This is a genomic window from Winogradskyella sp. PC D3.3 (assembly GCF_054366245.1).
The window spans coordinates 2,919,935-2,933,524 of the sequence record NZ_CM135962.1; the positions used below are offsets into that span (position 1 = coordinate 2,919,935).

At 33.9% G+C, this 13,590-nt stretch carries 13 protein-coding genes; 3 read left to right on the forward strand and 10 right to left on the reverse strand.

Features of this window, described 5'->3' with window-relative positions; all coding sequences use genetic code 11:
- Positions 1–198: 198 nt before the first annotated feature.
- The 8 genes from ACXGSQ_RS12800 to ACXGSQ_RS12835 all read right to left on the reverse strand — a co-directional run bounded on the left by ACXGSQ_RS12800 (position 199) and on the right by ACXGSQ_RS12835 (position 7,008).
- The gene (locus ACXGSQ_RS12800) at positions 199–840 is read right to left on the reverse strand and encodes a thiamine phosphate synthase (protein WP_458626547.1); all 642 of its coding nucleotides are present in this window, start codon (positions 838–840) and stop codon (positions 199–201) included.
- Between the two features lie 207 nt (positions 841–1,047).
- A complete protein-coding gene (locus ACXGSQ_RS12805) occupies positions 1,048–1,845 on the reverse strand; it encodes a type 1 glutamine amidotransferase domain-containing protein (protein ID WP_458626548.1) in 798 nt (265 codons plus the stop codon).
- 99 nt (positions 1,846–1,944) lie between these two features.
- A complete protein-coding gene (locus tag ACXGSQ_RS12810; RefSeq protein WP_458626549.1) occupies positions 1,945–3,105 on the reverse strand; it encodes an iron-containing alcohol dehydrogenase in 1,161 nt (386 codons plus the stop codon).
- Positions 3,106–3,198: 93 nt separating this feature from the next.
- A complete protein-coding gene (locus ACXGSQ_RS12815; RefSeq protein WP_458626550.1) occupies positions 3,199–4,197 on the reverse strand; it encodes an NADP-dependent oxidoreductase in 999 nt (332 codons plus the stop codon).
- 14 nt (positions 4,198–4,211) lie between these two features.
- Positions 4,212–4,844, reverse strand: a complete 633-nt coding sequence (locus ACXGSQ_RS12820; RefSeq protein ID WP_458626551.1) for an NAD(P)H-dependent oxidoreductase — start codon at positions 4,842–4,844, stop codon at positions 4,212–4,214.
- 15 nt (positions 4,845–4,859) lie between these two features.
- Positions 4,860–5,525, reverse strand: a complete 666-nt coding sequence (locus ACXGSQ_RS12825; RefSeq protein WP_458626552.1) for an NAD(P)H-binding protein — start codon at positions 5,523–5,525, stop codon at positions 4,860–4,862.
- Between the two features lies 1 nt (position 5,526).
- On the reverse strand, positions 5,527–6,111 hold the full coding sequence (locus ACXGSQ_RS12830; RefSeq protein ID WP_458626553.1) for a TetR/AcrR family transcriptional regulator: 585 nt from the start codon (positions 6,109–6,111) through the stop codon (positions 5,527–5,529).
- 159 nt (positions 6,112–6,270) lie between these two features.
- Entirely contained in the window at positions 6,271–7,008 is a 738-nt protein-coding gene (locus tag ACXGSQ_RS12835) for an NUDIX hydrolase (protein ID WP_458626554.1), read from the reverse strand.
- A gap of 355 nt (positions 7,009–7,363) precedes the next feature.
- On the opposite strand from ACXGSQ_RS12835, the gene ACXGSQ_RS12840 reads away from it, so the two are divergent.
- Genes ACXGSQ_RS12840 through ACXGSQ_RS12850 form a run of 3 tightly spaced genes read left to right on the forward strand, consistent with a single transcriptional unit; the run spans position 7,364 to position 11,481 of the window.
- Positions 7,364–9,079 (forward strand): purine-cytosine permease family protein, encoded by a 1,716-nt coding sequence (locus ACXGSQ_RS12840; protein WP_458626555.1) that lies wholly within the window; start codon positions 7,364–7,366, stop codon positions 9,077–9,079.
- A gap of 5 nt (positions 9,080–9,084) precedes the next feature.
- Positions 9,085–10,587, forward strand: a complete 1,503-nt coding sequence (locus tag ACXGSQ_RS12845; protein WP_458626556.1) for a mannitol dehydrogenase family protein — start codon at positions 9,085–9,087, stop codon at positions 10,585–10,587.
- Positions 10,588–11,481 carry a carbohydrate kinase family protein gene (locus ACXGSQ_RS12850; protein ID WP_458626557.1) on the forward strand — a complete coding sequence of 298 codons (894 nt, stop codon included), beginning with the start codon at positions 10,588–10,590 and terminating at the stop codon, positions 11,479–11,481. It begins immediately after the preceding gene.
- A gap of 94 nt (positions 11,482–11,575) precedes the next feature.
- Here ACXGSQ_RS12850 and ACXGSQ_RS12855 read toward each other — a convergent pair whose 3' ends face one another.
- Together ACXGSQ_RS12855 and ACXGSQ_RS12860 are read right to left on the reverse strand one after the other, a co-directional pair.
- Positions 11,576–11,923: a hypothetical protein gene (locus tag ACXGSQ_RS12855; protein ID WP_458626558.1), complete on the reverse strand. Its 348-nt coding sequence runs from the start codon at positions 11,921–11,923 to the stop codon at positions 11,576–11,578.
- A gap of 601 nt (positions 11,924–12,524) precedes the next feature.
- Positions 12,525–13,418: an AraC family transcriptional regulator gene (locus ACXGSQ_RS12860; RefSeq protein ID WP_458626559.1), complete on the reverse strand. Its 894-nt coding sequence runs from the start codon at positions 13,416–13,418 to the stop codon at positions 12,525–12,527.
- Positions 13,419–13,590: the final 172 nt, after the last annotated feature.

Genomic DNA, 13,590 nt, shown 5'->3' on the forward strand with positions numbered 1-13,590 from the left:
AACGAACCAAAAGGTCCTTTACTGTCGACAGTGTTTCCGACGCTGTTGGAATTTGAGTATTGCTTGTATAATTGGGGTGTTTTCACTGAATTTCTACGTTTTAGCTTCCTAATTAGAATAGAAAATCAGAAAGGCTCCGATCATAATTCCTGCTAAAGGGACTAGTTACTTGCGCTTATTGAAGATGTAAAAAAATATTTACTCAAACGTATGACGAATTTCTCCGATTACAGAGGCTTTTAGTAACTGATTGAATAATTTTATGCTGTCAAAATTTTCCGTGATAGCATCCGATACCGCAATGCCAGATATCCCAGTTTCTAAAATATCAGTGACATCATTTGTGGTGATATCACCAAAACCTATAATTGGTTTCTCAGTTATTAAAGCATTACTAATAGCTGTATAGCCATCAAGACCTAAAGCTTTAGTTGTATTTTTTTTAGTTGGTAATCTAAAAGGTTCTAAAATAATATAATCACTATTTTTGGCTATTAATGTTTCACAATCTTCTAAGGTATTTGCCGTACCCCCAATAATTTGCCAAGTATATAAATGCGGTCTTACTAAAGTAGGGCAGATGTCTGATTTATCTAAATGCACACCTTCTGCTTTCACGTCTTTAGCTATTTTATAATTTGAAAATATGATTAACCGTGTTTGAAAATGAAAGGTGATGTCTCGAGCAGCTTTGGCAATCTCTAAATATTTAGCATCCGAAACATTTGTAAGATGTAATTGTACTAATTCTGCACCAGATGTACACGCCCTTTGGATATTTTCAAGATGGTCTTCAGGAGTGTTTCCTTGAGAAATATAATGCAGTTTAGATATAATCATAGGTGTTGTTCTTGATTATTAGGTATTCTAATAAAACGTAGCACAAAAATACAAATGTTTAGTGGCGTAGATGATGAATCTATTATTGAAATACGTTATTTTTTAATTTAAGACCATAGACCTAAACTTCTAGTACCTATGAAGACATAAAAAAGCCTGCAAACATGACGTTATACAGGCTTTTCGCTACTAATCAACTAGGGGTAATTATTTCAATATTTCTAATAACTTTTCAGCAACTAATTCTGATGATGCAGGGTTTTGCCCCGTAATAAGGTTACCATCTTGAACTGCATAAGGTGCCCATTTATCAGCATTAGAATAAAATGCTCCATTTTCAATAAGCATATCTTCTAATAGTAATGGTACTACTTCAGTTAAGCCCACAGCGGCTTCTTCTAAATTTGAAAAACCAGTTACTTTCTTACCTTTTACTAAGGCTGTTCCGTCTTCATTTTTTACATCTTTTAATACAGCTGGTGCATGACATACAAAAGCAATTGGTTTTTCTTGACGATCAAACTTTTCAATCAATGCTACTGAATTGGCATCATTGGTTAAATCCCATAAAGGCCCGTGACCGCCTGGATAAAATACCGCATCAAAATCATCTGGATTCATATCTGCTAATACTTTAGTGTTTGCAATTTTATCTTTGGCTTGGGCATCTTTGTTAAAGCGCTCAGTGGCTTCAGTTGCCGCATCTGGCGAGTCACTACTTGGATCTATTGGCGCCGCACCACCTTTTGGTGTCGCAATAGTAATAGTTGCTCCTTTATCTAATAAGGTGTAATATGGACTTGCGAATTCTTCAACCCAAAACCCTGTTTTCTTTCCTGTATCTCCTAATTTATCATGAGAAGTTAATACGAATAATACGTTCATTGTCTTTTCTGTTTTTGATTCTTTTTGTACTTCTGAAACGGTTTCAGAAGGTAATTTGTTTTTACAATTAGACGTTGTAATTACGATTAGAAAGACTACGATTGTTTGTAGTGTTTTCATTTGTATAAAATCTTATTTCCGTTTAAATATTAAAAAAAACGGTTCTCGATACATCCCGACTAAAAAGTCGGGACACTCGAGCTGAGACTTTGTTTAAAATTAGTACGCCATTTTTACGATTTTCTCTACCTTATCTGGTGACAATGATTGGTGTTCACCTAATCCTAACCATCCACGATCAGTAAAACGTTTTGCTATTTTTTCAGCAGTACCTTCATAATCTTTAGTGTAATCAGATAACTTTGTATCAATTCCTAATTGATGGAAGAACGCGGTTGTTTTTTCAATCGCAGCATAAGCCTTATCGTCGGTGTTACCTTCGGTAACATTCCAAACACGCTCTGCATATTGCGCTAATTTTTCTTTCTTCGTTTCAAAATTAAATTTGTAATGGCTTGGTGCAATTACCGCTAAGGTACGTGCGTGGTCAATACCAAACATGGCTGTTAATTCGTGTCCCATCGAATGAATTGCCCAATCACCTGGAACTCCTTTCTGTATGAGTCCATTTAATGCCATTGTACAACTCCACATAAAGTTTGCGGCAGCATTATAATCTGTAGGATCTTTTAGAACTTTTGGTGCAACTTCAATTAGAGTTTGTAATATACTTTCGGCAAAACGATCTTGTAATAAGGCTCCAACTGGGTAGGTCATATATTGTTCTAAAACATGTGTAAAGGCATCTGTTAATCCGTTTGCTAATTGTCTTTCCGGAATAGATGTAATTACTTGAGGATCTAGAATAGAGAATTCAGGAAATAAACCAGGTCCACCCATAGCTAATTTCTCTTGAGTTTCAGCTCTTGTAATTACAGCACCCGAATTCATTTCAGATCCTGTAGCAGGAAGCGTTAAAACGGTTCCGAATGGCATGCCTTTTTCAGTTCTAATGTTTTTAGTTAAAATATCCCAAGGTGTTTCACCTTCAAAAACCGCAGCAGCAGATAAAAACTTAGTCCCATCGATAACAGATCCACCACCAACAGCTAATAAATACGTAATATTTTCAGCTTTAATAATTTTTAAAGCTTCCATTAACTTAGCGTATTCTGGATTTGCAGGAATGCCTCCAAATTCAATAACATCTACTTTAGCTAAAGCCGTTTTTACTTGGTCATAAATGCCATTTTTTTTAATACTTCCTCCACCATAAAGCATTAATACTTTGGCATCTTTAGGAATTTCGTTTTCTAGTTTTTCTATGGTATCCTTTCCAAATATAATTTTGGTTGGATTTTTAAATTCAAAATTGTTCATTGTTTGTTCTTTTTTTGTTTGTTGTATTGTGATTGATTTAGAAAACCATCCTAAAACCCCTAAACAAGATTCTAGGATTGTTACTTATTGATTTTATAGTTCTACGATCATTTTCCCTTTGTTCTTACCATCAAATAAATCGATAAAAGCACTAGGAATGTTATCAAAACCTTTAACAATGGTTTCTGAGTACGTCAATTGGCCTTCTGCCAACCAGTTTGCCAATTGTTTCATGGCCTCTGGAAATTTCTCAGTATAGTTAGACACAATAAAGCCTTGCATTAACGCACTGTTTTTTACTAAGAACGGTTGTACGCTTAAACTTTTTGGTGCTTCCGTATTATTGTAAACTGAAATAGCACCACAGACTATGATTCTCGCGAATCGGTTAATGTTTACTAGTACAGCATCTGATATTGGGCCACCGACATTATCAAAATAGATGTCTACACCATTTGGTGCTGCTTCTGCAATAGCCGCTTTCATGTTTTCTGTAGTCTTATAATTGATACCAGCATCAAAACCGAATTTGCTTTTTAGAAGCTCTATTTTTTCATCTGTTCCGGCAATACCAATCACTCTAAGTCCAAGGATTTTTCCAATTTGTCCTACGACAGATCCAACCGCACCGGCTGCTCCAGATACCACTAAAGTTTCACCTTGTTTTGGTTGTCCTATTTCTGTTAATCCGCAATAAGCTGTTAAACCTGTCATACCTAGAATTCCTAAATAAGCTGATAACGGAGCTTTAGACGGATCAACTTTAGTCAATCCTTCACCATTAGAGATTTGTTTCGTTTGCCAGTTTAGCATGCCCGAAACATAATCACCTGCTGTAAACTTATCATTTTTTGATTCGATGACTTTCGCGATGACGCCAGACTGAATGGGTGTATTAAGTTGAAATGGTGGCACGTATGATTTAGCATCACTCATTCGTCCTCTTAAATAAGGATCTACAGAAACATATTGGGTTTCTAATAGTAATTCTCCTGGATTTACTGTGTTGTCAGACTCTTCTGTTTTAAATTCGAAATCTGACATTGAAGGTTTTCCTTCAGGTCTATTTTTTAATAAAATTGTCTTTGTCATGATTCGTTATTTTTTTAGTCTATTACAGTCACTAAATCTTCCATAGGTTTTCTCACCTTAACAAGATTTACTAACCAATCTTCATCTTCTTTTCTGTAGCCTATTGGTAACATAACGGCACTACGTAAACCTTTTTCACGAAGTCCTAAGATATGGTCTACAGCATCTGGTTCAAATCCTTCTAAAGGTGTTGCGTCAACCTCTTCAAAAGCAGCAGCAGTTAAGGCTTCTGTAAATGCGATGTAGGCTTGTCTTGCTGCGTGATTAAAATTTTCTTCAGGATCTTTTTGAGGATATAGGTTTAATAACATTTGGCGGTAGTTTTCCCAACCTTCGTTTTTAAAGCCACGAATTTCGTTGGTTAAATCGAACATGTAATTAATTCTATCTTCAGTATAGGTATCCCAAGCCGCAAAAACGAGTAGGTGAGAGCAGTCTGTAATCACTGACTGGTTCCATGCTATAGGTTTAATTTTTTCTTTAACCTCTTGATTTGTAATTACAAATATTTCAAAAGGTTGTAAACCACTAGATGTTGGTGCTAAACGTGCTGCTTCTAAAATGCGTTGAATTTTTTCTTCTGGAACCACTTTTCCACTCATGGCTTTAGCGGCATATCTCCAATTTAATTTATCTAATAATTCCATATCTATAATTTCTATTTAAGCGTTGTTTCCTAATTTATTAATATCTTCTGACGTTATAATTACATCAGCATAATCATTTGTATTGGCTAGGTGTATCATAGCTTGCGCTATGGTTTTGGCATTTACTATTTTATACTTTTTTAGTTTACCTATAAATAAGGGCTGAATGACTTTGAAGATCACCAATCCTATTTTTTCTAATAATCGAGTTTCTTGTCTATCACCACCAATTAAAGATGGTCTTAAAACAAATGTGTTTTTAATCTGCTGCTTTAAGATGCTGTTTTCCATTTCGCCTTTGGTCTTGTTGTAAAACACCGTACTATTTTTATTCGCTCCCATTGCTGAGATGACTAAAAATGTAGGGATGTTATTTTCTTTTGAAAGCTTTGCAGCGGCAACCGGAATTCCGAAATCTATTTTTTTATAAAGCGTCTTATTAGGAGTTTTTTTCGCTGTGGTACCAATACAACAATACACGTCGTCTGCTGTAAAGTCTGCTTTAAATTGGTTGATTTCTAATAAATTACCAATAAACTGCTGGACTTTATTTGGCAAACCTTCCATTTTTGAACGCGAAAACAATTTAATGGTATCGTAGCGCTCGTCTTCAATTAATTTTTGAAGCACGAAACCACCCGTTAAACCAGAAGCACCTAATATAATTGCTGTTTTTTTCATGTTATTTACACATTTTTATGCTACTCCAAGCTGATTGATAAGCGTCTTCTAAATGTGTTTTATCTAATGTAAATGCCCCTCGTTTTTGAGTCATCATTAAAAAGGATAATGGGTTAATGGCATAAGCATATAATATGTAATTAGAAAGCGGTTTTATAATTCCTTCTTTTTTACCACGTTCCCAAAGGTCGAGTAGTGGTTGTAGGTGCTTAATACCTTCTTGTCTGCTATCCTCGTCAATCATTGGTGTATTATCACACTGTGCTAAAAACATAGCATACTCGCATTCCTTAAGTTTAAAATCGGCGATACGTTTCCATATCATTTCGAAGCCTTCTTCAATTGGCATATTAGGGTCGTAATTGGCAAAAGCATAATTAGTATATTCAGCCTTAACGTCTATATAAGTTTGATTTACTAGGTCTTGTTTATTTTCAAAGTATAAGTAAATTGTTGCTGGTGAGACCTTAGCCATTTTAGCAATCTTACTCATAGGAGTTGCATGAAACCCATTATTATTAACCAGCTCTATAGTTGCCTTAACAAGTGCATTACGTTTATCTATACTTTTTTGAAGTTTTGCCATGATTTAACTAATTCTGAGGCAAAGATACAGTAAAAATGAATGTTCATTCTTTTTTTAACAAAGGTTTAAGTTTCGCTAACCATAGGGCCGCTATTACATTGTATTATGAAATAAATGTGTTTTTGGTAAATAGGCGTATAGCAATACGCCTATAAGGCCTTAGATATTAATTAAATAATTTTTATGATGCATTTTTTTGTAAATATCTTTACTAAACATGTATAGCTGTGCAGGCTTTTTTGACACACCAACTTGTTTCTCATCTAGAGGAATGATGTATTTTTTCTTAATTAACTTTCTCCTAAAGTTTCGGTTATCAATCTCTATGTCTAATATAGATTCATACAAATCTTGCACTTCATTAATTGTGAATTTATCAGGTAATAATTCAAATATAATAGGTTCTGAAAGACATTTGGTTTTTAAATCTTCATGCGCCTCTTCAATAATTTGCTGATGATCAAAACCTATTTCGGGGAGTTGTCTTACAGGAAACCATTTGGGTTTATGTTTATTGTTTATTACATCTACATCTTCAGTCTTTAATAAAAAATAATAGGCTATAGTGACGGTTCTTAAATTAAACGCTTCGTTTTTAATCCAAATCAGATCCTTTTCATTTGTTAAACGATTAGGATCCCCAAATGCCTTAAACTGCTTTTTATACTGATTTGTTAAACCGGTCAACTCCTTTAATACTCGTGAGGCAGATTCATCTAAAGTTTCATCTTCATAAACATGATATCCAGTCAGTACATAATCATCAACCAAAACTTCTTTGGTGTCCTTAGATTCTAAATACCGTTTAATAAGAAGCACATTTAAGGATTTTGAACTTGTATCATAACCAAAAACAACACAATCTACAGATAAATTAAGAATTTTTTGAGCTGCCATATATATGAATTATGTGATAAAAATATAAAAATATTATTTAATAAACGTCACTTTAACACTAATTATCATTAAGATGAAACTCTAATAAACGATCTGTTTTAATGGTAATATGCCATAGTATCAAGTTAATATAATATATTTTTATGAGTTAAGTTGTGAATTATTCAGATTTTATTTTATACATTTGAATAATAAACGTAAAAATGACGTTTATAAATATAACATGATTAGAATTGTTGAAACCACAGAATTATAATTACGCACATATTAATTCAGAACATAACCTAACGACAAACACATTGGTATGTACGTCAGAATACAATATTTAAACAAGGCTAATTTCAATTTATAAATTATGGACGCAACCAATGACTTTCAGCAATTCGAAAACTTAGAGGACGAACAATTACCAATTGCGAAACATAAATTACATAATTGGATGCATTTTGCAGGTATTTATGCCGCTGAGCATGTTGCTGCAACAGAGTTTGTAATTGGTGCTACTTTTGTTGCTTTAGGAGCTACAACAAAAGATATTCTATTAGGGTTGTTAATCGGTAATATCTTGGCTGTTTTAAGTTGGACGTTCATTACATCTCCTATTGCTGTAGATACACGTTTAAGCTTATACACCTATCTCAATAAAATTGCAGGAGATTCAATGACCAAACTTTACAATTGGGCTAATGTCATTATCTTCACAGTGATTTCTGCAGCAATGATTACGGTATCGGCTACAGCTGTTAGGTTTGCGTTTAATATTCCACCACAATTAAACTGGTATCCCACCAATTCTTGGTTTGTACTCATTGTATTAATTGTTGGAACAGTCGTCGTATCTATAGCTATTTATGGTTTTAAAGCCGTTTCAGAATTTGCTGGTATTTGTGCGCCGTGGTTATTTGTGATGTTTACGTGTGGCGCTTTTGTCCTATTACCCGCCTTATCTTTAGAAGTATTAGGTAAGCCGTTGCCAAATGGATGGGCAGATTTTATAAGCTTAGGTGACCAATCTATCTGGACAGGAGTGAATAGTGACGGAGAAGCAGGTATCGGTTTAACAGAAGTCATTGGTTTTGCTTGGGCTGCTAATACCATTACGCATTTTGGACTTATAGACATGGCCTTATTCCGGTTTTCTAAAAAGAAAATATACGGATTAACAACGAGTACAGGCATGATGTTTGGACATTATGTTGCTTGGATTTCTGCCGGAATTATGGGAGCTGGTGCGGCTGTTATCATCGGGAAATCTATAGTAGAACTAGATCCTGGTGATGTCGCTTATTATGCCTTAGGTTGGTCTGGCTTTGTTATTGTGATTGTTGCGGGTTGGACGACTGCAGTTGCTAATCTTTATAGGGCTGGTTTGGCAGCACAAGCGATATTTAAAAATCATTCGCGTAAAAAAACCACCATAGCAGTTGGTTTAGTTACTATGGTAGTGGCCTGTTTTCCGTTTGTGTTTTCTCAAATACTGCCGTTACTTACTTATGCTGGTTTATTAGTTGTACCGGTGGGAGCCATTGTATTTTCAGAGCATCAAATATTTCCTCGAATTGGTTACACACGTTATTGGTTACACTATCGACAATTAACGGTTAGTACTCCGGCAATTGCTTCTTGGGCACTTGGTCTTGTGTTTGGTTTTGGACTAAACGCATTAAATGTCATGTCTTTCTTTTATCTATTTATACCTACTTGGATATTCACTATAGTCGTTTATATATTTTTAGCAGGACGCTACGGTGCTAAACGTAAGTATCCAGAAGCTGAAGAAAAAGAAAGAATACGCAACATAAACATCTCAAAATTTCAAGAGCAAAAAGCAGAAGGAGAGCGCATAATCATCAAAGACACATCACTTTTTACTAAATTATTAAGAGCTATTGCTTTACTTGTTTTACTCATTACGGTCGTCTTAGCCTGTAATGTGTTATTTGGTAGTTCTGATGCAGAGATGTACACAAAAAAGCGAGAGGTATTTTATAAATATGCCTTTATCTGTACCGTAATATATTTTGTAACAGCCTATTGGGCACTTAAGCGTGGAAAAATTAAAAATACCTAAATATCATGGAACATAACATCAAACTTAATCAAAAGAATTTAGGAGAAATTTCAAAAAGAATTTCTTATCCTAAATACGATAGAAGCTATCTAAAAACGGGTATTGTTCATATTGGTATTGGTGGTTTCCACAGAGCTCATGAAGCTTATTATACCGATCAATTATTACACAATACTGCTATAACTGAATGGGGAATTTGTGGAGTGGCTTTACTGCCTTCTGACACTAAAATCTATAACACTTTAAAGGCACAAGATGGTCTTTACACTTTAATGGTTAAAGAGTTTGATGGCTCGCTAACCAAACGTGTTATTGGCTCTATTACCGAAATCCTTTTTGCCCCAGCAAATCCGATGCAAGTCATTCAAAAAATGGCGAGTCCAGAGGTTAAAATAGTAACCTTAACCATTACAGAAGGCGGTTATAATTATAATGAAGCTACAAAATCATTTGATAAAGAGAATCCTGTAATTCTTCATGATATAGCAAATCCATCAACACCAAAAACCGTATTTGGCTACCTCACTCAAGCCTTAAAATTGAGAAAAGCGAGGGGGAGTAAAGGATTTACTATTCAATCTTGCGATAATATCCAAGGCAATGGTCATATGGCTAAAAACATGCTTTTGAGCTATGTGCAAATGGCAGAACCAAGTTTAGTCCCTTGGATTAAACAACATGTGTCTTTTCCAAATAGTATGGTAGATCGCATTACGCCAGCAACATCGCCTAAGGATATTGAAAGATTGCAAACAGAAGTCGCTATCGATGACGCTTGGCCTGTAGTGTGCGAACCGTTTAAACAATGGGTTATTGAAGATGCCTTTGTCAACGGTAGGCCACTTTGGGAAGCTGTTGGTGTGCAGTTTGTTAAAGACGTTGTCCCTTACGAAAAAATGAAATTAAGCCTATTAAATGCAGGCCATACAGTCCTTGGTCTTTTAGGAGCATTATCAGGTTATTCTACAATCGATGAAGCTATTCACGATACTCAAATCAATACGTTTTTGAAGCATTATATGGATACTGAAGTGACACCAACTCTAGCTGATTTAGAAGGCGTGGATCTAGAAGCCTATAAAGCCTCATTATTACAACGCTTTGGAAATGTAAACATAAAGGATCAAATCGATCGGATTTGCTCAGAAAGTTCTGCTAAAGTCCCAATTTTCGTTTTACCAACTATAGCGACCAATTTAGAATCTAATGGATCTATTGACTTTGCAGCATTTCTAATCGCAGCTTGGGCTATTTATAGCTTAGGAAAAGACGACAAAGGCGACGATTTAATTGTAAAGGATGCTATGGCAACTACTTTACATGATAAAGCGGTAGTAGCATCGAACGGAAATCCAAAAGCTTTTTTAGAAATAGAATCTATTTTTGGACAACTAATAATGTCCAATCGATTTGTTGAAGCTTACACAACAGCGTACCAAAACTTAGCAAAATTGGGTACCAAAAAGAGTGTTCTTAATTTAAATAGCAACAACTCAAACATTATTTAAATGAAAAACATAGTTTGCTTTGGTGAAGTGTTATGGGACGTGTTTCCAACGCACAAAAAAATTGGAGGCGCTCCATTAAACGTGGCTGTACGATTACAGTCCTTTGACAATAATGTCTCTATAATTACCAGAATTGGTGAGGATTCGGATGGAGAAGGGCTTTTTAAGTTCATAAAAGAAAATGGAGTCGCTGTAGATAATATTCAAATGGATTCTGAATTAAAAACAGGTGAAGTGGCCGTTTCATTAAATGAAGAAGGTTCTGCTTCTTATACTATAAACTATCCAAGAGCTTGGGATCATATTCAATTAACAAAAAGCGCTAAGGATGTTACTTTGGCTTCAGATGCTTTTATATTTGGAAGTCTAAGCGCTAGAGATTTTAATTCTAAGCAGACGTTGTATGATCTTTTGGAAATTGCTCCTTATAAAATTTTTGATGTTAATTTAAGAGCTCCATATTACACCAAGGATATTTTAAATCATTTAATGGAGTCTGCAGATTTCATTAAGTTTAATGATGCTGAAATTATAGATATCGTAAGAGCTATGAATTTTGAAACTCAATCTATTGAAGAAGGCATAGCATTTATAGCTAAGCAGACCAAGACAAAATCAATTTGTGTCACACTAGGTTCAAAAGGAGCTATACTATTTTACAAGGATACCTTTTATTACAATAAAGGTTACAAGATTAATGTCGTAGATACCGTAGGTGCTGGAGATTCTTTTTTAGCAGCTTTAACAGATAGGCTACTAAAAGGTGACTCACCGCAAACCGCTATTGATTTTGCCTGTGCTGTTGGCGCAGTTGTAGCTAGTAGCGAAGGAGCTAATCCTAAACTTAATCAAAATGACATAGATACTTTAATGTCTAAACATATAAATTGCTAAATTCTAGAGCCCTGACTAGTAGTGATTTAAGAAAAGCTTTGTGATGTATTCATGAAGCTTTCTTTTTTACTTAAAAATGACATATGGAGTACTTCTAAATAAATTTCTCTTTAATATCCTCTTGTTTTATAATCGTCGTTTTAGCTATAAAATTCATAAATAGGTAGATGGCCATCACATGACAAATAACAATTAATATTGTAAACGTTTTGTCAAAATACAAAAACTCATTAATTGCAATTAATGTAATTTGAAAAAAAGTAAAAATACCCGAAGCTAATAAAAGCGTACCATTATGGTAGGTATCGCGTATGTAAATAATAGCGACTGTTATGATATAAATCAATAAGCTCACTGCGCACAAAAAAACAAAGAACAACTGCACACCTGCAAGGAAATCAATAAGCAAGTCTACGATAGCATAAATAATATAGAATATCAATACAGCGCTTATTATAACCGAAAAGGATAATACCGATTTCAACTTACCTTTATGTAAGTAGCTCTTGAGGCTAAGTGCACATAAAATCAAATAAATAGAAGCGAAAACAGCAATCCAAACAAAACAAGCTTCAAAACAATAAAATGATAAGATATCAGAAACTAATATTGCAAATAAAGCCAGTAAAAAAAGAGGGTTAGCTTTCTTTTTTGTGAGGCTTATGTATTTAAAAAAAATGGAAAGAATAACAATAGGTAACACATATACAAGCTGTGTGCGATCAAAGCCAATGCTAACCGCTATGGTTGCTAAAAACGAAATGTAAAATATGCTGTCAACAAAAGTTATCTTTTTAAAAAAACGAGTATTGACTTCGCCTTTTTTAGTCATTTTAATGAATTCATATTGGTTATCACAATACCAAATATAATTAATTAATTTCTTTAAAACGGACTCAATACATTTATAATCAACACTTATACTCTTTATAACTCTTCAAGCATATCGATTTGGGTTACTATAAATATTCCTATTAATCTCTAATGTTAATCGTTCTTAAAAGCACAGCTCCTCATTGCAAAAAAAGAGCTACCTTACAACTTTAAGCACGTATACTTGAGGCACAAGCTCCTCTTTTTAACATCATATATTCACCATTATTTTTAAATTCACGGATAGAAGTACCTGCATAACGTTTAAACGTTTTAGATAAATGACTCACATCAGTAAATCCAAGCTCATCAGCGATTTGTGTTAATGTGAAATCTGAATTTAGCAAGCGTATTTCTACTAATTTCAACTTTGCTTTAATAATGTATTCACGCAAAGACATATGCACCTGTTTTTTAAAATATTCACTAACATAAGTTGAAGACATCATGAAGACATCAGCTAGGTTTTCTACTTTTAGTAATTCGGTTTTATCAATGTTTTCATTAATATAAGTGAGCATTTTAGTAATTCTTTCATCACTATTATTTGGAATCTCAAAATAATTACTCTTTTTAATATTTCTAATAAGTATTTCTAAAATACTCGTCATAAGACTGGTTACAAGATTTATAGACGATTCTCCGTAATTCCTAGATTCTTGTAAAATCATATCAACCAATCCGGATAAATGACTTCTATCGATATCATTTTTAATAATATCTCCTGGTAATTGATTATAGTTAGATAAAATGTAGGACGCCTCTTTAAACCATTCATTACGGTCTATGGTAATTCTGTTGACATTCTTAAAAAATGAATCCGTAAACTTTAAAAACACAAAAGTGGTAGGTTTTTCTATAGTAAACGAATGGCATTTTAAAGGTGGTAACAAAAATATACTATGCTTTCCGTAGGGGTAATCATTATAATTTATGCACTGAGTACCTTCTCCACCTTTAATTAAAACCAATTCAAAAAAGTTGTTTTTAACAGGTCGCTGTTTCCATTCTGTTAATTCAATTTCTTGTATTTCAAAAGGTTTATATGCTTCAATAACTTGCATTTTGGTATGATTTAATACTAATTTAAAGCGAAACTAGATAAAAAAGAATTATAAATTCAGAATAGCACCGCATAAACCTTTTAAAATACCATATTATCCTTTTAATATACCTACTCAACATCGCTATCGACTAGTATCTTTGTGTTCTTATTAACGATTGCATTGGTTATAC

What these genes read in the sequence shown, in the direction of transcription:
- ACXGSQ_RS12800 (WP_458626547.1), bottom strand. Translation starts at nt 840, where the DNA reads ATGATTATATCTAAACTGCATTATATTTCTCAAGGAAACACTCCTGAA.
- ACXGSQ_RS12805 (WP_458626548.1), bottom strand. Translation starts at nt 1,845, where the DNA reads ATGAAAACACTACAAACAATCGTAGTCTTTCTAATCGTAATTACAACG.
- ACXGSQ_RS12810 (WP_458626549.1), bottom strand. Translation starts at nt 3,105, where the DNA reads ATGAACAATTTTGAATTTAAAAATCCAACCAAAATTATATTTGGAAAG.
- ACXGSQ_RS12815 (WP_458626550.1), bottom strand. Translation starts at nt 4,197, where the DNA reads ATGACAAAGACAATTTTATTAAAAAATAGACCTGAAGGAAAACCTTCA.
- ACXGSQ_RS12820 (WP_458626551.1), bottom strand. Translation starts at nt 4,844, where the DNA reads ATGGAATTATTAGATAAATTAAATTGGAGATATGCCGCTAAAGCCATG.
- ACXGSQ_RS12825 (WP_458626552.1), bottom strand. Translation starts at nt 5,525, where the DNA reads ATGAAAAAAACAGCAATTATATTAGGTGCTTCTGGTTTAACGGGTGGT.
- ACXGSQ_RS12830 (WP_458626553.1), bottom strand. Translation starts at nt 6,111, where the DNA reads ATGGCAAAACTTCAAAAAAGTATAGATAAACGTAATGCACTTGTTAAG.
- ACXGSQ_RS12835 (WP_458626554.1), bottom strand. Translation starts at nt 7,008, where the DNA reads ATGGCAGCTCAAAAAATTCTTAATTTATCTGTAGATTGTGTTGTTTTT.
- ACXGSQ_RS12840 (WP_458626555.1), top strand. Translation starts at nt 7,364, where the DNA reads ATGGACGCAACCAATGACTTTCAGCAATTCGAAAACTTAGAGGACGAA.
- ACXGSQ_RS12845 (WP_458626556.1), top strand. Translation starts at nt 9,085, where the DNA reads ATGGAACATAACATCAAACTTAATCAAAAGAATTTAGGAGAAATTTCA.
- ACXGSQ_RS12850 (WP_458626557.1), top strand. Translation starts at nt 10,588, where the DNA reads ATGAAAAACATAGTTTGCTTTGGTGAAGTGTTATGGGACGTGTTTCCA.
- ACXGSQ_RS12860 (WP_458626559.1), bottom strand. Translation starts at nt 13,418, where the DNA reads ATGCAAGTTATTGAAGCATATAAACCTTTTGAAATACAAGAAATTGAA.